The sequence below is a fragment of the Bradyrhizobium sp. USDA 3311 genome (assembly GCF_054062495.1).
This window is the reverse complement of record NZ_JBSSFI010000001.1, coordinates 8,382,170-8,402,039: the sequence shown is the minus strand read 5'-3', so window position 1 is coordinate 8,402,039 and position 19,870 is coordinate 8,382,170. Positions and strand designations below refer to the sequence as shown.

The following is a 19,870-nucleotide window of genomic DNA, read 5'->3' as shown; positions in this document are numbered from 1 at the left end:
CGTTTATCGTAAATCGACGAGGGGGCGATTGAACGGACATGATTTCTCATCATCGACCATTCGCTGGAGCCCGTTTGCTCCCGACATTTTTTCAATCGGCATCCGCGGATAAAGAATCTTTCCTGTCAGGATTCATGCAACCTTAACTTGTTGAACCGTAGTTCTACGCATGTAAATCGGAATTCGGCAATGCGGCCCGCAAGCGTGCTTTTTGCGTCACGACCCGTCCTCGAGGAAGGTTGCGGTCACCGACTTGGTAAGCACGGGGAAATCGGCAATACGGTACACGGCGGGCTCGCTGCAGCGATGCCGGCTGCGCGCTTCGAGCAGCAGTTGCCCTCGTGCAAGCGTGCCGATGACGAAGTTACGGCCGCTTGGAGGTTGCTGCAGTTCAATTGGCGAGTTCTAGCCAGTACCGCAGGCATCGTGGTGGCTTGGCTCGTCGCGACGCAGTTCTATATCGAGCCGTCAGGCTATCTCGTCGCGTTCGCGCTGGCGGCGCTGTATTGGTGGACCGGTCTGCGTAACGCCCGATCGGACGCCAGAGCAAATCCCAGGGTTTTTCTCTGTCTCACGGCGTCGGCGCAGATAACCCTGGCCATCCCGGTTCTGCTCACGTTGACCTATGTGGCCACTTCCATCGGCTTTCCGCTCCAAGACGCCCGTTTGCTGGCTTGGGATCGCGCGCTGGGGTTCGACTTCAGGAGTTTCCTCAATTTCATAAATCGTCACCCGGAATTGATCCCGGTCCTGGCACGATCTTACACTTCCATTACGCTCCAGATGATCCTGCTGGTTCTCGTTCTTCCCCTGGCGGGATGCTACCGGCGCGCTGCGGAGGCGCTATGCGCGTACTTCCTTGCCCTCCTCGCAACAACCTTCATCTCAGTCTTCGTCCCGGCCATCGGGGTCTACCATGTGCTCGAATTGCAAGCCTCCGATTTCTCCTACTTCGAACCTTCGGGCTACTATGACACCTTGCGCGACGCGCCGCTCGTGCGCGCGGGGCTGCTCCAGAAGCTGCATCTGCCGGGTCTTGTAGGCGTCCTTACGTTTCCGAGCTTCCACGCGGCATCGGCAATCCTCTACATGTGGTCGTTCTGGCCGCTGCGCTGGCTCAGGCTGGCCATCGTTCCCTGGAATGTCTTGATGATCGTCGCGACGCCGCTGGGGGGAGGCCACTATCTGGTCGACATCCTCGCCGGGGTCGCAGTGTCAACCTTCGCGATCGTCATCACGGCAGCGATCAGCGCAGCTTGCTCGTCGGGGCGGATCATGAGTGCCACCAGCCTCGCGCCTAAGCCGGCTTCGCGAGTGCGGTTGCATATCGGGAAGGTCCCCAGCAACACTAGGAACAAATTCTTCACCAATAGAAACGATAGTATTTATATCACAATGCAACCTAACGATGCGCATGCTAGAACCGCCAAAAGGTAGCGCGAAGTTGCAGTCTGCCGTCGCAATTGGGAATTTGGAATGTTCAGTGGGTCGGCCTACGCGCGAGCCATAGTAGGGTCGCTCCTCCGCATTGGAACGTCGGAAGATGTGCAGATCGCGGGTTCAGGTGTGCTCGGAATACGCCACGCGTCCCGTCAGCGGTCCGTGAAGTGCTGTTGGTCGATCGCCGCTTGGGCGTGCGGTCTTGCGGTGTTTCCTTGAGAAGCACAACCATGTTCAGCCTGGCTGATCAGCTGGCTCTTTCGCGCAGTCGGCCCGCTGGTTTCGACTACATGCGGATTGTGCTGGCGGCTACGATTATCTGCCTGCACAGCGCGAACGTCACCCTTGGGCTCGATCGGGCGATGGAAATAGTCGGCCATCTTCGCATGCTGAACGCAATGATCCTTGCGCTCTTCTTCGCCTTGAGCGGGTTTCTGGTGACGGCTAGCTTATTGAGGTGCAAGAGCCTGATTTCATTTATCGGCCTGCGCGTGCTTCGCATTGCGCCCGCGCTCGTGGTCGAGACGATGCTCTCAGCCATCATCATCGGCCCGATCTTCACCGCGATGCCATTGGCTCAGTACTTCGCGGACTCGAAGTTCCATGTCTATTTTCTCAACATCGTCGGCCACATCCACTTTGAACTCCCGGGCGTATTTCTTCACAATCCGGTGCCTGATCTGGTGAATGCTCAGCTTTGGACGGTACCGTATGAGCTGTGGTGCTACGTCATCCTGGCGCTTCTTGCTGTGACCACGATTTGCTTCAACAGGGTGCTATACCTTGGGTTCCTCGTGTTCGCCCAGCTCGGGCTCGCCTGCTACGATATCTACCATTGGAACGAACTGTTCATTCACCTTCGTCCGCACCTTCTTGTGTTCTGCTTCCTTCTAGGTGTCGGCTTCTACCTCTGGCGCGACAGGGTACCCTTCAATCGGGCGACGTGTCTGTTCGCGCTTCTGCTTTGCACTGCCGGCATGGCCAGTGGACGCTGCGACGCGATTTTTGCCGCGCCCGCTGCCTATGTCGCGTGTTATCTGGGCCTCATGAATCCGCGGCGGAGCTGGATCGTGTCGTCCGGCGACTACTCCTACGGGATGTACCTCTATGAATTCGTCATCCAGCAGTGCATAGCAGCGTTCGGCCCATCGGTTCAGTATTGGTATCTGAACGTCCTGATCAGCCTGCCAATTGCCTTTGGCGTTGCTGTCGCCTCTTGGCACCTCGTCGAGAAACTTGCACTTCGACTCAGAGGTCAGCTCGAACGATTTGAGGCGGCCGTTCTGTCGCGGATTTCGATTGTTCGGTTTTCGCGCAGGTCACCGCGACCGATCGAATTAGGCGCGACGCTTGGCAGTAGCGCATCAGGCTGACGGCGCTGCCTAGAACTCGAACTGTTTTGTTCATGGCGGCATCCATGCATCGAGCAGATCTACAGCCCGCTGCTGCTCGAGGACAAGCCGCGCCCGCCGAATAGCGTAACAAGACGGTCTGACGATGTCTGGCGCCTCTCAAGACGCGCAATCCAGCCTCAGCGGACAAGGTGAACTACGCCTTGGAGGAGGCTTGGGGAGATGTTGAATATCCAGTTCTATGTCCGCTTCTGGCGCAGAAGCGGACATAGACGCGCCGGAGCCGAGCGCTCCGATCTCATGAGGACGCGGCCTTAGCCGCGCCTATTCCTCGTCTTCGTCGTCCTCGTCCTCTTCTTCATCCTCGTCCACCTCTTCCAGGTGTTCGAGCACGGCGAGCGGCAGCGTCTCGCGAAACAGGTCGCCTTCCACGCCCATCCAGAGGCAGATTACGTCGTCGCCTTTGACTTCCGCGACGGTCAGCGGCTGGCCGCCGGATTTGAGCATGACGATATCGCCGGCTTTCAGTTCCATGGATGGTCCTTTCGGGTTGATTGACTTGAGAGGCTAGCAAGCCGGCATGACACGCCGATCACGGACTGCGGGATCAGTGGATGTGCTGCGGCAGCGCGCATCCGCTGCCAAGGCTGCTGAAACGCCGACGACGGAGCTTCAGGCCGGGAGCGGGACCATGACGGAGGCAAGGGCGCCTGCGCGATGGGTTGCGCAGGGGCTTGTCTGTCCCATGCGCCGCGATGATGGCATCATGCGCCTGTTTCGCCCGACGGGTCAAACGGTTTCGTAAAATCCGTAAGCCGTTGATTTTGCTGCAGCCGGCTACTGTGCATGGGGTTGTTTTTCGAGTTTTTGTTTCGCGCCCTGGTTACGACCGGTCCGGCACCAGCTCGGTCAGCGAGCGGATGATGCGATCGGGCTTCACGGCCGAGCCTTCGGGCAGGCCGTCGCCATGCACGTCGATCCAGATCGAATAGATGCCGAGGCGCTGCGGCGTCACGACTTCCCATTCGAGGTTGTCGCCGATCATCCAGGTATCCTCAGCGGCGACGCCGAGCGCGTCCATCGCGTGCAGATAGGCGCGCTCCTCGGGCTTGCCGAAGCCGTGCTCGCCCTCGATCTGGATGTGGTGGAAGCGGTGCGCGAGCTCGAAGCGCTCGACCTTGGCGCGCTGGGTGTCGGCGGCGCCGTTGGTCACCAGTGCGAGCTTGATGCCGAGCGCCTTCAACTTGTCGATCGCCTCATGCGCGCCGGGGAAGACGAACATCTCCTCCTCGCGATAGGCGGTGAAGCGGTCGGCGAGGCGGACGGCGAGATCATCTGGCAGGGCGCGATGGCCGGCGGCCGCGAGCGCGGCGAAGCCGCCCTTGACCGTGAGGTGCCGGGCCTCGGCGAGCTTCATCCGCCAGGCGGCTTCCGCATTGGCCCAGAAGTTTCGCGCGAAAGCGAGCACCGCGGTCGCGACCTCTTGCGGCGGCAGCGGCGCAAGCTCCTCGGCAAACTCGTTCGCGATCGTGTTCCAGGCGATCTCGGGCCGGCCATAGGCCGACAGGATGGTGTCGTCCATGTCGATCAGCATGGCGCGGGGGAGCGGCCTCACGATGGTCATGGCCATTTCACCTCCGGCGGCAGCGACGACAGGATCGAATCCACATTGCCGCCGGTCTTGAGCCCGAAGATGGTGCCGCGGTCGTAGAGCAGGTTGAACTCGACATAGCGGCCGCGCCGGATCAGTTGCTCCTCGCGGTCCGCAGCGGTCCAGGCGCTCGCGAAATTGCGCCGCACGATGTCGGGATAGATCTTCAGGAAGGCGCGGCCGACGTCCTGGGTGAAGGCGAGGTCGGCGTCCCAGTCGCCGCTGTCGTGCCAGTCGTAGAAGATGCCGCCGATGCCGCGCGCCTCTTTGCGGTGCGGCAGGTAGAAATACTCGTCGCACCATTTCTTGTACTTGTCGTAATCGGCAACGCCGTTCGGCTGCACGCAGGCCTCTTTCATCGCGGCGTGGAAGGCGATGCTGTCGGCGTCGTCCTGCGTGCGCCGGCGATCCAGCACCGGCGTGAGATCGGCGCCGCCGCCGAACCAGGCCTTGGTGGTGACGACGAAGCGCGTGTTCATGTGCACGGCGGGCACGTGCGGATTGCGTAAGTGCGCGATCAGCGAGATGCCGGAGGCCCAGAACCGCGGATCGTCCGCCGCGCCCGGAATCTGAGCGCGAAACTCGGGCGCGAACTCGCCGTGCACGGTCGAGCAATGCACGCCGACCTTCTCGAACAGCCGGCCCGACATCATCGACATCACGCCGCCGCCGCCGGCCGCACCGCTATGATCGGTGCGCTGCCAGGGCGTCCGCGTGAAGCGGCCAGCCTCGCCCGGATAGAGGCCTTGCGGGGCGTCGTCCTCCAGCCGCTCGAAGCTCGCGCAGATGTCGTCGCGCAAAGCTTCGAACCAGGCGCGGGCGCGCGTCTTGCGGTCTTCGATTGTCGAAACGTCCATATCCAATTCCAAACCGGATCTCGTAGGGTGGGCAAAGGCGCCCTTGCGCCGTGCCCACCATCTATCACCATTTGTCTTGATGGGTGGGCACGCTACGCTTTGCCCACCCTACGAAATCTAACCTTGCGGACCGTAATAGGTGCAGCTCTCGTTGCAACTGTCACGGTGGATGCTGACGCGGGTGAGCTTGCCGATATGCGCCAGCCGCTCCCAGACGAAGCGCGAGAGGTTTTCCAGCGTAGGCTTGCCCAGCGCCTCGATCTTGTTGAGGAACTTGTGGTCCAGCATCAAGCGCACGTCCTCGATGGCGCGCTGGAGGAGGCCGAGATCGACCACCATGCCGGTCGCAGGGTCCGGGGTGCCGCGCACCGTCACCTCGGCGCGGAAGGAGTGGCCGTGGATCTCTTCGCTCGCCGCGCCGAACGTCGTTCCCGACAGTGAATGCGCCGCCTCGAAGCGGAACGATTTCGTCAATTCCCACATCTGTTCGAAAACCAATCCTATCTGATGCCGAGCGATTTGTGCGTCTGCACGCTGAGCCGCCATTGCGGATGCTGCAGGCAATAGTCGATCGCCCGTGCGGTGTTCTCGGCGACCTCCGGCCCGTCCATCGGCTGCAGCGAGAAGCGCTCGAAGGCGAGGCCTTCGAAGGTCTCCGGCGCGGCGAGGGCCTGCGGATAGACCAGCTTCAACTCGTGGCCACGGCGCAGCACCAGCTCGCTGCCGCCCTTGGGGCTGACGCAGATCCAGTCGAGGCCATCCGGTGCGGCAATCGTGCCGTTGGTCTCGACGCCGATCTCGAAGCCTCGCGCATGCAGCGCATCGATCAGCGCGTCGTCGACCTGGAGCAGCGGCTCGCCGCCGGTGAGCACCACGTAGCGGTTGTCGTTGGAGGCGGTCCATTGCGCCGCGATGGTGTCGGCGAGCTCCGCGGCCGAAGCGTAGCGGCCGCCGAGCGTGCCGTCGGTGCCGACGAAATCGGTGTCGCAGAACTTGCAGGTCGCTGACTGCCGGTCGGCCTCGCGTCCGCTCCACAGATTGCAGCCGGCAAAGCGGCAGAACACGGACGCGCGCCCGGCATGGGCGCCTTCGCCTTGCAGGGTCAGGAAGATTTCCTTGACCGCGTAACTCAATGGTCTCTCCTCAACATATCAACCTTGCGGGTTCCGGATCTGCCGCAGCGCCTCGCCTGCGGCCATCGCCGCGGTCATGGCGACATTGAGCGACCGCAGTCCCGGGGCGATCGGGATCACCAGCCGCGCATCCGCGGCCTCGACCACCGCGTCGGTGACGCCGGCGCTCTCGCGCCCGAATAGCAGGATGTCGGACGTCTGGTAACGGAAATCGCGGTAGTCGGTGGCGGCCTTGGTGGTGAACAGCAGCAGCCGGCAGCCCTGCGCCGCGCGCCACTCCTCGAATTGCGGCCAGGAGACATGGCGGGTGATGCTGACTTGGTCGAGGTAATCCATTCCCGCCCGGCGGAAATGCCGGTCGGAGACCGGGAACCCTGCCGGTTCGATGATGTGGGCGGCCAGCCCCAGGCAGGCGCAGAGCCTGAGAATCGTGCCGGTGTTCTGGGGGATGTCGGGCTGGAAGAGCGCTATCTGCATGGGCGGCGGCGGGTTGGTTGTGGGCCGGAAATGTCTCAATAAAACATCGCTGGCCGCGGAATTCGTGCATTGCACGCTTCCCCGCCGTTAGCGGGCTTGCGCTCGCCCGGCAAGGGTGCCAATAGAACGATTCTGGACTGCTGTTTTCGCTTGTTTTGGCGGGGACAAGCGAAGTTCTGCCGCCGCGGGGGGTCGCGGGCGCCGGCAGCCAGTTCTGGGGACCTTGGGGGCCCCCGGAGCGGTTCCACCGGTAGCATAAGAAGAAAGGGTTGGAATCGTGACGACAGCGTCTTCGGCGGACCATCCGACACGCCGTGATTTCTTATTCGTTGCAACGGGGGCAGCTGCAGCAGTAGGGGGCGCAGCTGCGCTCTGGCCCTTCATCTCCCAAATGAATCCTGATGCCTCGACCATCGCGGCCGGTGCGCCGATCGAGGTCGATCTCAGCCCGATCGCCGAGGGCCAGGACATCAAGGTATTCTGGCGCGGCAAGCCGATCTACATCAGCCACCGCACCAAGAAGCAGATCGACGAGGCGCGCGCCGTCAACGTGGCGAGCCTGCCCGATCCGCAGAGCGACGAGGCCCGGGTCAAGTCCGGCCATGAGCAGTGGCTGGTCGTGATCGGTATCTGCACCCATCTCGGCTGCATCCCGATCGCTCATGAGGGCAACTACGACGGGTTCTTCTGCCCCTGCCATGGTTCGCAGTACGATTCGTCCGGCCGCATCCGTCAGGGGCCCGCGCCCGCGAACCTGCCGGTGCCGCCGTACCAGTTCGTTTCCGACACCAAAATCCAGATCGGCTGAGCTTCGGACCCTCGTCCGAAGCTTCGCGCCGTCTCGTCGTATTATTTCCTCAGGATCGCATCATGAGCGGACCATCCGACTACCAGCCGAGCAATCCGGCCCTGCAATGGATCGAGCGGCGCCTGCCGATCCTCGGCCTCATGCACTCCTCCTTCGTCGCCTACCCCACTCCGCGCAATCTGAACTACTGGTGGACGTTCGGCGCCATCCTCTCCTTCATGCTGGGGATGCAGATCCTGACCGGCGTGATCCTGGCGATGCACTACACGCCGCATGCCGATCTCGCCTTCAAGTCGGTCGAGCTGATCGTCCGCGACGTCAACTACGGCTGGCTGCTGCGCAACATGCATGCCTGTGGCGCGTCGATGTTCTTCTTCGCGGTCTACGTCCACATGCTGCGCGGCCTCTATTACGGTTCCTACAAGGAGCCGCGTGAGGTGCTGTGGATCCTCGGCGTCATCATCTACCTCCTGATGATGGCGACCGGCTTCATGGGCTACGTGCTCCCCTGGGGCCAGATGAGCTTCTGGGGGGCCACCGTCATCACCAACCTGTTCTCCGCCATTCCCTATTTCGGCGAGAGCATCGTGACGCTGCTGTGGGGCGGCTATTCGGTCGGCAATCCGACGCTGAACCGCTTCTTCTCGCTGCATTATCTGCTGCCGTTCCTGATCGCGGGCGTCGTCGTGCTCCACGTCTGGGCGCTGCATGTCGCCGGCCAGAATAATCCTGAGGGCGTCGAGCCGAAATCGGAAAAGGACACGGTGCCGTTCACGCCGCATGCCACCATCAAGGACATGTTCGGTGTCGCCTGCTTCCTGCTGCTCTACGCCTGGTTCATCTTCTACATGCCGAACTATCTCGGCGACGCCGACAACTACATTCCGGCGAACCCGGGCGTGACGCCGCCGCACATCGTGCCGGAATGGTATTACCTGCCGTTCTACGCGATCCTGCGCTCGATCCCGAACAAGCTCGCGGGCGTGATCGGGATGTTCTCGGCGATCATCATCCTGTGCTTCCTGCCCTGGCTCGATGCCGCGAAGACCAGGTCGTCGAAGTACCGTCCGCTGGCCAAGCAGTTCTTCTGGATCTTCGTCGCGGTCTGCATCCTGCTCGGCTATCTCGGTGCGCAGCCGCCGGAAGGCATCTACGTGATCGCCGGCCGGGTCCTGACGGTCTGCTACTTCGCCTATTTCCTGATCGTGCTGCCGCTGCTCTCGCGCATCGAGACGCCGCGGCCGGTGCCGAACTCGATCTCGGAGGCGATCCTGGCCAAGGGCGGCAAGGCGGTAGCCTCCGTCGCCATCGCGCTTGTTGCCGCCGGCGCGCTGTTCCTCGGCAGCTTGCAGGACGCGCGCGCCAACGAAGGCAGCGACAAGCCGCCGGGCAACAAATGGTCGTTCGCCGGTCCCTTCGGCAAGTTCGACCGCGGCGCGCTCCAGCGCGGCCTGAAGGTCTACAAGGAAGTCTGCGCCAGCTGCCACGGCCTGTCCTACATCGCCTTCCGCAACCTCGCGGAAGCCGGCGGCCCCAGCTATTCGGTGGCGCAGGTGGCGGCGTTCGCGTCGGATTACAAGATCAAGGACGGTCCGAACGATGCCGGCGACATGTTCGAGCGCCCGGGCCGGCCGGCCGACTACTTCCCCTCGCCATTTCCGAACGAGCAGGCAGCCCGTGCGGCGAACGGCGGTGCGGCGCCGCCCGACCTGTCGCTGATCACCAAGGCGCGCTCCTACGGCCGCGGCTTCCCCTGGTTCATCTTCGACTTCTTCACCCAGTACCAGGAGCAGGGCCCGGACTACGTCTCGGCGGTGCTCCAGGGTTTTGAGGAGAAGGTGCCGGAGGGTGTGACCATTCCGGAGGGCTCCTACTACAACAAGTACTTCCCGGGCCACGCCATCAAGATGCCGAAGCCGCTCAGCGACGGCCAGGTGACCTATGACGACGGCTCGCCGGCCACGGTCGCGCAATATTCCAAGGACGTCACCACGTTCCTGATGTGGACCGCCGAGCCGCACATGGAAGCGCGCAAGCGCCTGGGCTTCCAGGTGTTCGTGTTCCTGATCATCTTCGCCGGCCTGATGTACTTCACCAAGAAGAAGGTCTGGGCCGACTCGCACTGAGCGGCGTGAGACGAGAATGAAAAGGCCCCCGCTAGGGGGCTTTTTTGTTGCCGTCATTCCGGGGCGATGCGTAAGCACCGAGCCCGGAATCTCGAGATTCCGGGTTCGCACTTCGTGCGCCCCGGAATGACGGGACTGTGGATTGCGCCGCGCGCCCCCAGCGGCCAAAATGCCGCCAACCGCTCCCTCAGAAACTCACCGGAGGACACCATGGGAACCGCCATCACCTTCAAGCGCCCGGACGGCAAGGACGCATCGGGCTATCTCGCCAATGCCGCGCGCGGCAACGCGCCGGGCGTGGTCGTGATCCAGGAATGGTGGGGGCTGTCGGACCAGATCAAGGGCCTGTGCGACCGCTTTGCGCTGGCCGGCTTCGACGCGCTCGCGCCCGACCTCTACAAGGGCAAGGTGGTGCCGTATCACGACATGGAGAGCGCCAACAAGGAAATGAACTCGCTCGACTTCATGGACGCCACCACGCAGACCGTGCGCGGCGCCACGCAATATCTGTCGCGCAACGGCGCCAAGGTCGGGCTGACAGGCTTCTGCCTCGGCGGCGCCGTCACCATCATCGGCGCGACCAAGATCCCGGAGCTTGCGGCCGGCGTCGTGTTCTACGGCATTCCGCCGGAGCAGGCGGCCAAGCCCGCCGACGTCAAGATTCCGCTCCAGGCCCATTTCGCCAACAAGGACGATTGGTGCACGCCGGAGCTGGTCAACGGCTTCGAGAAGGCGATGAAGGCCGCCGGCAAGTCGCTGGAGCTGTTCCGCTATGACGCCGAGCACGCCTTCGTCAACGAGCAGCGCCAGGCCGTGCACGACCGCGAAGCCGCCGAGCTCGCCTGGGGCAGGGCGACGGAGTTCTTCCGGAAGCATCTGGGGTAACGGGGGCGGCCTGCGGCGCGAGCCAACTAACGTCTCTTGCTGGACCACGACTGCAATTGCCTTTTGCAACTATAAGCCGTAGTTGCATGGCGTTTCGCCATGGTGAACGTGGGAGGCGTAATGATCGAAGGAAGCCGGTTAACAACAGTTGTCGTGTCTCTCGATGCGCTGGAGGCGGCTCAAGCACCTGAGAAGGCTGACTACCTGACCGAGGCGGTGGTCTACTACGTCAATGAAATTCAACGCGTCGGCGTCTACAAGGGACGTGAACTGCCGGCTGTGGCCATGCAGGCCTATCACGCCGACTACTATCTCGCTCAGGTCAACAACGGCGGTCACAGTCAGTTCATCGGTAACACGGGCGTTGCGATGCTGCCGACGACATCTGGCGATGCGCTCGCTGGACTGAAGGCTATGGGAGCGGCCGCGCAACACCAGATCCTGCATGAAATGATGGACTGGGTGAAAGCCAATCCCGGCGAGGCTGCACTGCAAAACGGCTTCGGGGAGCGCGCCGCGCCGCTCGATGCGCTTGACCGTCGCTTCTATGAGGCCGAACGACAGCAACCAATGACGCAGCTGGCAGCCCGGTGGATCGCGAGCTGGCCCGAATTGCGCGCCGTAGCCAAGCAGCAATACGCATCCGAAATCCTGCGGCTTGCGCAACTTAATCCGCATCTGTCGCAGCGACGGATCTGGCGAGGCGTTCGCCAGATCCGCTTCCAGATGACTGACCGCTTGCAAATCACGGTCGCCGCAGCATGCGGGGCGGTGGCGCCCGAGCCAGAGCTCAAGCTCATGGTTCTTGCAGGAAGCAGTATGGAGGTGGAAGGGCAGCAATGCATGGCCTTCGGCGTTAAGACAGACAAGGGCGCGCGACTCTGCGTTTATGAGGATGCGGGTGGACAACTTTATGAGTACGGCCCGGGCAGCCAGAGCCCGAAGCCTGCGGAAATGCATGAAATTTTGAAGAGCTTTCCGCCATCACTGGTGGGCGGGCGGCTATCTGTTGTGGGGGCTGACGCGATCCGGAATTTCTCGAGGATCGCCGAGCAAAACCTTGCAGCCGAAGCCATCGACCTGCTGTTGCGGAAGTCGGGTCTGGATCCGACCGCGATGATCACGGCGTTGGACGTGGGCGACGACCGGGCGGCATGGCATGCGGTCACAGGAAAGACCTGCGTTTTGATTGAAACCTTGGGCGACCGCGCCAACATGATCGGACCTGACGGCAGGCCCGCGCTCACGGTCAGGCGGGCCGAAATCGAACGACATGCCGCGGAGGCGGCTGTGGGGCGCGACAGCCTGGAGATCCAGGCATAAGCCGCAAGGCGATCCGCGCCACTTTTGTGATCGAGGCCGCCCGGCCGCCCTTGACGCCGTCCCCATGCCATGGTGAGTATCCGCCCATGAGCACCGCCGTCCGCCCAGCCCGTCGTTGGTGGCGCACCTCCTAAGAGGTGGCCGGTGCGATTTCTTTTCCCAAAATCGTCGAAGGTCGCCCACGCAGTGCGGCGGCCTGATCGTTTGTCCTGTGTGGCGTTCCCTCGGCAAGTTTCGTAAGAGGACGACATGAACAGGACAGTCTTTGCCCTCCCGGCCAGAAGCGATTACGTGACCCGCAGCGGTCTCGCGATCACGCGCGTGGCGGAGCAGTTTACCGGCGGCGCGAGCCGGCTCGACGATCTCGTCAACCTGCTCGACCGCCGCCGCGGCGTGGTGCTGTCGTCGGGCACGACCGTGCCGGGCCGCTACGAGAGTTTTGACCTCGGCTTCTCCGATCCGCCGCTCAAGCTCGAGACCACGGGCATCAATTTCAAGCTGGAAGCGCTGAACGAGCGCGGCCAGGTCCTGATCGCCTTCCTTGCCGACGTCCTGCGCGAGCCCTGCGTGGTGATCTCGGAGAAGACCGCTTCGCGCCTCGCCGGCCACATCATCCGCGGCGATGCCCCGGTCGAGGAAGACCAACGCACCCGGCGCGCCAGCGTGGTGTCGCTGGTGCGCGACCTCGTCGCCGCCTTCTCCGCCAATGACGACGGGCTGCTCGGCCTGTTCGGCGCCTTCGCCTACGATCTCGTGTTCCAGATCGAGGATCTCGTGCAGAAGCGCGCGCGCGAGAGCGACCAGCGCGACATCGTGCTCTACGTTCCCGATCGCCTGCTGGCCTATGACCGCGCCACCGGCCGCGGCGTCGTGCTCAGCTACGACTTCACGTGGAAGGGCAGATCCACCGAGGGCCTGCCGCGCGAGACCGCCGACAGCCCGTACATGAAGACACCGCGCCAGGGCTTTGCCGATCATGCGCCCGGCGAATACCAGGCCACCGTCGAGACCGCGCGCGCGGCCTTTGCCCGCGGCGATCTGTTCGAGGCCGTGCCGGGCCAGCTGTTCGCCGAGCCCTGCGATCGTTCTCCGGCGGAAGTGTTCCAGCGCCTCTGTGTCATCAACCCGTCGCCCTACGGCGCGCTGATGAATCTCGGCGACGGCGAGTTTCTCGTCTCCGCCTCGCCCGAGATGTTCGTGCGTTCGGACGGCCGCCGCGTCGAGACCTGCCCGATCTCGGGCACCATCGCGCGCGGCACCGATGCGATCGGCGATGCCGAGCAGATCCGCCAGCTCCTGAATTCGGAGAAGGACGAGTTCGAGCTCAACATGTGCACCGACGTCGATCGCAACGACAAGGCGCGCGTCTGCGTCCCCGGCACCATCAAGGTGCTGGCGCGCCGGCAGATCGAGACCTACTCAAAACTGTTCCACACCGTCGACCACGTCGAGGGCATGCTGCGTCCCGGCTTCGACGCGCTCGATGCCTTCCTCACCCACGCCTGGGCCGTCACCGTGACAGGTGCGCCGAAGCTCTGGGCGATGCAGTTCGTCGAGGATCACGAGCGGTCGCCGCGGCGCTGGTATGCGGGTGCGATCGGCGCGGTGAATTTCGACGGCAGCATCAATACCGGCCTCACCATCCGCACCATCCGCATGAAGGATGGTCTGGCCGAGGTGCGCGTCGGCGCCACCTGCCTGTTCGATTCCGATCCCGCTGCCGAGGACCGCGAATGCCAGGTCAAGGCTGCGGCGCTGTTCCAGGCGCTGCGCGGCGATCCGCCAAAACCGCTCTCGACCTTTGCGCCCGATGCGACCGGAAGCGGCAAGCGGGTGCTGCTGATCGACCACGACGACAGCTTCGTCCACATGCTCGCCGACTATTTCCGCCAGGTCGGCGCCAGCGTCACCGTGGTCCGCTATGTGCATGCGCTCGACATGCTCAAGCAGAAGAGGTGGGATTTGCTGGTGCTGTCGCCCGGCCCGGGCAGGCCCGAAGATTTCGGGATCAGGAAGACGATCGATGCGGCGCTGGAGAACAAGCTGCCGGTGTTCGGCGTCTGCCTCGGCGTGCAGGCGATCGGCGAATATTTCGGCGGCGAGCTCGGCCAGCTCACGCATCCCGCCCACGGTCGGCCCTCGCGGGTGCAGGTGCGGGGCGGCCGCCTGATGCGCAATCTGCCGAACGAGATCGTGATCGGCCGCTATCACTCGCTCTATGTCGAGCGCGACAGCATGCCGGAGGTTTTGTCCGTCACCGCCAGCACTGAGGACGGCGTCGCCATGGCGCTGGAGCACAAGACCCTGCCGGTCGCGGGCGTGCAATTCCACCCGGAGTCGCTGATGTCGCTCGGCGGCGAGGTGGGCTTGCGTATTGTCGAGAACGCGTTCCGGCTGGATGCGCGTGTTGATTGAGAGGCACCAATGACCTTTGACCACGATCTGAAGGCGAGCGTTCGCACCATCCCCGACTATCCCAAGCCGGGGATCATGTTCCGCGACATCACGACCCTGCTCGCGGATGCGCGCGCATTCCGCCGCGCCGTGGACGAGCTCGTGAACCCCTGGGCCGGCAACAAGATCGACAAGGTCGCCGGCATGGAGGCGCGGGGCTTCATCATCGGCGGCGCGGTGGCGCACCAGCTCTCCGCCGGCTTCGTGCCGATCCGCAAGAAAGGCAAGCTGCCGCACACCACCGTGCGCATCGCCTATTCGCTCGAATACGGCATCGACGAGATGGAGATGCATGTCGACGCCATCCAGCCCGGGGAGCGCGTCATCCTGGTCGACGACCTCATCGCCACCGGCGGCACCGCGGAAGGCGCGGTGAAGCTGCTGCGCCAGATCGGCGCCAATGTCGTCGCCGCCTGCTTCATCATCGACCTGCCCGAGCTCGGCGGCGCCGCCAAGCTGCGCGCCATGGACGTGCCGGTGCGCACGCTGATGACGTTCGAGGGACATTGAGCGACGGCGGGCGCAAGATATCGCCCGGGTAAATTCTGGTCGGTGCAGGCCGAGGACCGGCTTTCCCGCTGGGGAGAGGTGAACACCGAGTTCGCCGGCCGAGTGCTCTACGACCGCTGCAGGATCAGGCTGAGCTCGAGCTCGCGGAACGCGAGGTAGTTGCGCCGGGTCCACTGGTGCAGCTCGGTGGAGGCGTCCTTCTCCTGGCGCAGGTAGCCGGTGAAGGAGAAGTTGAGCCGGTCGATATAGGTCTTGAGGAAGCCGGGCAGGGCGGGGAGGCGGAACAGCCGGCCGCCTGCCATCGCGGCGGGCAGCTCGCCGCGGACGACGTATTCGTTGTCCACCGTGATCAGGTTCATCCGCGGGATCTGCTCGCGCAGCATCTCATGGGCGCGGGCCGAGACGCGGTCGGTGTCGGCCACGAACAGGATCTGTGGTGCGACGTGGCGGCGGGCCGCCTCCTTCAAGAGGCCGATCTCGTCGGCCATCTTGAAGAACTCGTCGAAGGCGTGGAAGCCGAGGTCGATCACCTTGGCAACCCCGTCATCGACGATGACGCGGTCCATCAGCTGCATCTTGCCGTAGGTGTCGATCACGTCGGCGGTCTCCGTGATCTTCGGCAGATAGTCGAGCAGCGACGGCTCCTTCAGGTTGACGTCGAAGGCCGCGACGTTGCCGTTCTTGAGCAGCAGGAACTCGCTCAACAGCCGCGCCAGCAGCGTCTTGCCGACCTGCGGGCGGGGCGAGCAGATGATGTAGACGGGTGTCGCGGGCATCACGAACTATTATCTGAGCGAACTCACCGCCCAATCCAGCCGTATCAGCCCGGACTCCGCAACTATTTTTCGCTGCTGCGGGCGCCGGGCTTTGAACCGACGATGTCGGTCAGGCGGATGCGGTCGAACTCGCTCCAGACATTGGCCAGCCAGTGCCGGACATAGCCGCGCAGCACGAAGGAGTAGTTGGCGGCCTCGTCGTTGATGCCCTTGTTGGCGACGAATTTCAGGAACGGGACGGAGGAGACCTCGACCTGCTCATAGGCCATTTCGTTGAGCTTGGGGATGGTCAGCTCGGTGGCGTCCTTGATGCGGTGGAAGTAGGAATTATAGGTCGCCTGGTCCCACTGGAAGAACTGGGTGTCGTTGATGAAGTTCTTGACCAGGAAATATTTTGCGCCGGTCATGAAATTCGCGGTCTCGGCGATTTCGTCCAGCGAGGCGATCGAGGGGCCGAGGATGTGGAACACCGCGAAGGTGATCTGCCCGGCCTTGGCGGCGTCGAGGAAACCGATGTCGCGCAGCGAGGCGAGCGCCGGGGAGAGCAGGCCGGCGCGGACGTCGATCACTGTGACCGACGGGCTGGTCGCGTTGAGCGTATCGAAGATCTTCATCTGATCGGCCGTCGTCGTCATGTCGACGATCTCGGTGATGCCAGGATGGAAGCGCTTCAGCGTTCCGCGCGGGGATTCCGTGTCGAAGGCGCGGGTCGGCACGTTGTTGGCGGAAAAATAATCGAGCAGGGTGCGCGATACCGTGGTCTTGCCGACCCCGCCCTTGTCCGCGCCCACCACAACCACTGCCGGCTTTGCCATTGCTGTCCCCTAACGCGCGCCCCCGATCGCGAGGTCGCAATCGGCCGGGCCCCAAATCGATGTCCCGAGTCTGCTGTTGGGCGCGAACATGGCAGAAACAAGGGAGAATTCAATTCCGCAGGCCCCGGTTGCGGCAATTCCCGAGGTTTTTCCAGATTGCCGTGAAACTGGCCATGGGCGCGCGCTTAGTGGCGGCCCCAGGGCCCCATGGGATTCCCGATCGGGTTGCCGGCCGCGGTTCCGGAGGGGCTGGGCGCGGACACGGGCGGATTGGCCGGGCTGCCTGCATCGCTCCATGGCCCCTGCGACAGCGGTGGCGGGGTGTTCTGCGGGGCGGCCTGCGCCTCGGGCTGTTCCGTCTCGTCGGTCGGGTCCGGCAGCGGACCTGGATCATGGCCGCCGGCGAATTTGACCAGCGCGTCGACCCGGGACTGCACCGACGGGTGGGTCGCAAACAGATCGGCAAAACCCTCGCGCGGATTGTCGACGCAGAGCTCCATCACCGCCGAGGTCGCGCCCGGCAGCTCGCCGCGGTTCTCGATCTTGCGTAGCGCCGAGATCATGGCGTCAGGGTCTTTCGTCAGCTCGACGGAGCCGGCGTCGGCGAGATATTCGCGCGAGCGCGACAGCGCCAGCTTCACCACCTGCGACATCAGCCAGGCCACCACGATCAGCACGACCGCGATGATGATGACGATCACGGCGCCGCCCCCCGAGTTCTTGCTGTCGCTCGACGACGAGGACGACCGCGACGACGACGAACCCGAGGACCATGAGCCGCCGGAGTTCCAGCTCAAATTCGTGAACAGGCGGAAGAACAACTCGCCGAAGAAGCCGACCACGCCGGCGATGATGACGGCGACCACCATGAGCTGCACGTCGCCGTTCTTGATGTGGGTCAGCTCGTGGCCCAGTACCGCCTCGATCTCCTTGTCGTTCAGGGCATTGAGGAGGCCGGTGGTGACGGTGATTGAATATTGCCGCGGGTTGAGGCCGGTCGCGAACGCGTTCAGCGCCGGGCTTTCCATGATCTTCAGCTTCGGCATGGTGATGCCGCGCGAGATGCAGAGGTTTTCGAGCAGATTGTAGAGCCGCGGCTCCTCCTTCCGGGTGACGTCGTGTCCGCCGGTCACGGCATCGATCATCGACTGGTGGAAGAAATAGGCGATCACGACCCAGACCGCCGTCACGACCGTCGCAACCGGCGCGGCGACTTTCAGGTCTAGGAAGGCGTGGCTCAGGTAGAAGGCGACGGTCTCATTGCCGTTGATGACGACTTCGGCGACCAGCGCGCCGGCATAGACCAGCACATAGACCAGCGCGAACAGGCCGGCGAGCAGCAGCATCGAACGTAACTTGTTCGAGGCGATGTGCGTGTAGAGACCATACGCGGCCATGGCTGCTTCCGTTAGCTCCCGTCATTCCGGGGCAGGCCGCAGGCCTGAACCCGGAATCCAGAGCTTAGTGTCTCAGGCGAGGTTCCGGGTTCGCGTCTTCGACGCGCCCCGGAACGACAAAGATGAGAAACCGGTCACGCGACAATCAGAACTTCACCTGAGGCGCGGCCTCGACCTCGGTGCGGCTGGCGCCGAGATCGAAGAAGTCCTTCTTGGTGAAGCCGAACATGCCGGCGAACAACGCGGCGGGCATCTGCTGGATGCCGGTGTTGTATTCCTGGACCGCGCTGTTGAAGAAGCGGCGGCTCGCCGCGATCTTGTTCTCGAGGTCGGAGAGCTCGCTGGCGAGCTGCTGGAAGTTGGCGTTGGCCTTGAGGTCGGGATAGGCCTCCGACAGCGCGATCAGCCGGCCGAGCGCGCCGGAGAGCTGGTTCTCGGCGGCGGACACCTGCGCCGGGCCTTGCGCCGACATCGCCGAATTGCGCGCCTTGATGACGTCGTCGAGCGTGCCGCGCTCATGCGAGGCGTAGCCCTTCACCGTCTCGACCAGGTTCGGGACCAGGTCGTGGCGCTGCTTGAGCTGCACGTCGATATCGGCAAAGGCCTGGCCCACGCGCTGGCCCAGCGCCACCAGGCGGTTGTAGGCGCTGAAGGCCAAGAACACGAGGACGACGATGACGCCGAGAACGATCCAGCCGGTCGACATGGAGAACTCCTGAAGGGGATTTAAGGCGGGCGCAGCCTAGACCAAAATGGCGCAGGGCGAGAGCCCCGGCGCGGAGGGGAGGTAAGACTTGGTCGGATCAGGAACCATCCGAGTTCAAGGCAAAACCGCCGATCGAGGTTAACTTTCGGCAATGACGGTGTCGCCCCAGCGCCAGCGCCGGGCACTTGCATAGGCGGCCTTGTCGCGCCGTGGGATCTTGGCGAGTTCGACATCTTCCCCGGTGCAAAGCTTCGCCGTGATCTCGGCCTTGCCGACATCCGGCGGCGCCAGCACGCGGGCGGCGCGCGTCGCGGGCGGCGTGCGGGTCAGGGCGACGTAGATGAAGCGCTCGTCCTCGAACGGCACGTCGGCGCCCTTGATCTGGCGGTGGGCCTGGGAGCGCGGCAGGCGCTGGGAGAAATGGCACCAGTCGGGCGCAGTCAGCGGGCAGGGCCTTTCGTGCGGGCAGGGCGCGGCGACGTAAGCGCCGGCTGCGATCACCTGCTGGCGCAGCGCGAGGATGCGCGCGTAGCCGGCCGGCGTGCCGGGCTCGATCACGACCAGCGCATGGCGCGCTTTCGCCCACATCGTTTCCGCGAGTTTGCGTTGATCGGCCTCACCGAGCTCGCCGATGATGTAGCTCGCGACGACGAGATCGGCTGGCGAGACCTCGGCAAGGTTGCCGCCGGCATCGCCGGGCAAATAGCGGCAGTCCGCCAGACGCGTGCTGTCATGCGCGAGTTCGAGGGCAAGCCGGCTCAGGGTGGCGTTGGCGTCGAGCAGGGTGAAGTCCTGCAGCGAGGGAAACGCCTCTGCGGCGGCCCAGCTTGCGGTGCCTGGACCTGCGCCGACGTCGAGCAGCGTCTCCGGGGCGAAGTCCGGCGCGATCTCGGTCAGCGCATTCAGGCTCGCCGCCACCGCCGCGTAGGTGGCCGGCATCCGCGCCAGCGCATAGGCGAGCGCATCGGCTTCGGACTTGATCGTGCCGGAGCCGCCGCCGGCGCGATAGGTGGTCGAGATCTTCTGGGAGCGCTGCGCCGCGTCGCTGCGCGAAAAGCCCTGGAGCTTGCCGTCGAGGGCGGCCTTTAGCTCAGCGGGAAGCGTGGGCGAGATCATTTTCATTCGCCGTCATTCCGGGGCGCGCGGAGCGCGAACCCGGA

Annotated in this window: 19 protein-coding genes; 8 read left to right on the top strand and 11 right to left on the bottom strand. The window is 63.9% G+C overall.

Annotated elements, in window-relative coordinates; genetic code table 11:
- Positions 1-189: 189 nt before the first annotated feature.
- Entirely contained in the window at positions 190-1,437 is a 1,248-nt protein-coding gene (locus ACVWW6_RS39980) for a phosphatase PAP2 family protein (protein ID WP_161536100.1), read from the top strand.
- 233 nt (positions 1,438-1,670) lie between these two features.
- Positions 1,671-2,813: an acyltransferase family protein gene (locus ACVWW6_RS39975; RefSeq protein ID WP_456682699.1), complete on the top strand. Its 1,143-nt coding sequence runs from the start codon at positions 1,671-1,673 to the stop codon at positions 2,811-2,813.
- 303 nt (positions 2,814-3,116) lie between these two features.
- On the opposite strand, the gene ACVWW6_RS39970 is transcribed toward ACVWW6_RS39975, so the two are convergent.
- The 6 genes from ACVWW6_RS39970 to ACVWW6_RS39945 all read right to left on the bottom strand — a co-directional run bounded on the left by ACVWW6_RS39970 (position 3,117) and on the right by ACVWW6_RS39945 (position 6,910).
- Complete coding sequence (locus ACVWW6_RS39970; protein ID WP_011085266.1) at positions 3,117-3,326, bottom strand: YodC family protein; 210 nt, start codon at positions 3,324-3,326, stop codon at positions 3,117-3,119.
- Between the two features lie 349 nt (positions 3,327-3,675).
- Positions 3,676-4,422 (bottom strand): HAD family hydrolase, encoded by a 747-nt coding sequence (locus ACVWW6_RS39965; RefSeq protein WP_404523598.1) that lies wholly within the window; start codon positions 4,420-4,422, stop codon positions 3,676-3,678.
- A complete protein-coding gene (hemF, locus tag ACVWW6_RS39960) occupies positions 4,413-5,300 on the bottom strand; it encodes an oxygen-dependent coproporphyrinogen oxidase (RefSeq protein WP_028175030.1) in 888 nt (295 codons plus the stop codon). The genes ACVWW6_RS39965 and hemF overlap by 10 nt, the downstream gene beginning before the upstream one ends.
- A 117-nt stretch (positions 5,301-5,417) precedes the next feature.
- On the bottom strand, positions 5,418-5,783 hold the full coding sequence (locus ACVWW6_RS39955) for a 6-pyruvoyl trahydropterin synthase family protein (RefSeq protein ID WP_060912954.1): 366 nt from the start codon (positions 5,781-5,783) through the stop codon (positions 5,418-5,420).
- A gap of 17 nt (positions 5,784-5,800) precedes the next feature.
- Complete coding sequence (gene queE / locus ACVWW6_RS39950) at positions 5,801-6,433, bottom strand: 7-carboxy-7-deazaguanine synthase (RefSeq protein ID WP_456682698.1); 633 nt, start codon at positions 6,431-6,433, stop codon at positions 5,801-5,803.
- A gap of 18 nt (positions 6,434-6,451) precedes the next feature.
- Complete coding sequence (locus ACVWW6_RS39945; protein WP_011085271.1) at positions 6,452-6,910, bottom strand: tRNA (cytidine(34)-2'-O)-methyltransferase; 459 nt, start codon at positions 6,908-6,910, stop codon at positions 6,452-6,454.
- A 277-nt stretch (positions 6,911-7,187) separates the two neighbouring features.
- Here ACVWW6_RS39945 and petA point away from each other — a divergent pair, with 277 nt between their 5' ends.
- The 6 genes from petA (at position 7,188) to ACVWW6_RS39915 (ending at position 15,016) form a co-directional block, all read left to right on the top strand.
- On the top strand, positions 7,188-7,718 hold the full coding sequence (petA, locus tag ACVWW6_RS39940) for a ubiquinol-cytochrome c reductase iron-sulfur subunit (RefSeq protein WP_011085272.1): 531 nt from the start codon (positions 7,188-7,190) through the stop codon (positions 7,716-7,718).
- A gap of 62 nt (positions 7,719-7,780) precedes the next feature.
- Positions 7,781-9,844: a cytochrome b/c1 gene (gene fbcH, locus ACVWW6_RS39935; protein WP_011085273.1), complete on the top strand. Its 2,064-nt coding sequence runs from the start codon at positions 7,781-7,783 to the stop codon at positions 9,842-9,844.
- 210 nt (positions 9,845-10,054) lie between these two features.
- The gene (locus tag ACVWW6_RS39930) at positions 10,055-10,729 is read left to right on the top strand and encodes a dienelactone hydrolase family protein (protein ID WP_011085274.1); all 675 of its coding nucleotides are present in this window, start codon (positions 10,055-10,057) and stop codon (positions 10,727-10,729) included.
- A 120-nt stretch (positions 10,730-10,849) separates the two neighbouring features.
- Positions 10,850-12,052 carry a DMP19 family protein gene (locus tag ACVWW6_RS39925; RefSeq protein ID WP_456682697.1) on the top strand — a complete coding sequence of 401 codons (1,203 nt, stop codon included), beginning with the start codon at positions 10,850-10,852 and terminating at the stop codon, positions 12,050-12,052.
- 249 nt (positions 12,053-12,301) lie between these two features.
- Positions 12,302-14,467, top strand: coding sequence for an anthranilate synthase component I (locus ACVWW6_RS39920; RefSeq protein ID WP_456682696.1), 2,166 nt, complete (start codon positions 12,302-12,304; stop codon positions 14,465-14,467).
- Positions 14,468-14,476: 9 nt separating this feature from the next.
- The gene (locus ACVWW6_RS39915; protein WP_011085277.1) at positions 14,477-15,016 is read left to right on the top strand and encodes an adenine phosphoribosyltransferase; all 540 of its coding nucleotides are present in this window, start codon (positions 14,477-14,479) and stop codon (positions 15,014-15,016) included.
- A 107-nt stretch (positions 15,017-15,123) separates the two neighbouring features.
- On the opposite strand, the gene ACVWW6_RS39910 is transcribed toward ACVWW6_RS39915, so the two are convergent.
- The 5 genes from ACVWW6_RS39910 to ACVWW6_RS39890 all read right to left on the bottom strand — a co-directional run bounded on the left by ACVWW6_RS39910 (position 15,124) and on the right by ACVWW6_RS39890 (position 19,826).
- On the bottom strand, positions 15,124-15,792 hold the full coding sequence (locus ACVWW6_RS39910; RefSeq protein WP_038967970.1) for a hypothetical protein: 669 nt from the start codon (positions 15,790-15,792) through the stop codon (positions 15,124-15,126).
- A 62-nt stretch (positions 15,793-15,854) separates the two neighbouring features.
- A complete protein-coding gene (locus ACVWW6_RS39905) occupies positions 15,855-16,607 on the bottom strand; it encodes a P-loop NTPase family protein (protein WP_011085279.1) in 753 nt (250 codons plus the stop codon).
- 185 nt (positions 16,608-16,792) lie between these two features.
- A complete protein-coding gene (locus tag ACVWW6_RS39900; RefSeq protein ID WP_304551160.1) occupies positions 16,793-18,004 on the bottom strand; it encodes a M48 family metallopeptidase in 1,212 nt (403 codons plus the stop codon).
- Between the two features lie 145 nt (positions 18,005-18,149).
- Complete coding sequence (locus tag ACVWW6_RS39895) at positions 18,150-18,710, bottom strand: LemA family protein (protein WP_011085281.1); 561 nt, start codon at positions 18,708-18,710, stop codon at positions 18,150-18,152.
- Positions 18,711-18,848: 138 nt separating this feature from the next.
- Positions 18,849-19,826 (bottom strand): small ribosomal subunit Rsm22 family protein, encoded by a 978-nt coding sequence (locus ACVWW6_RS39890; RefSeq protein WP_456683232.1) that lies wholly within the window; start codon positions 19,824-19,826, stop codon positions 18,849-18,851.
- Positions 19,827-19,870: the final 44 nt, after the last annotated feature.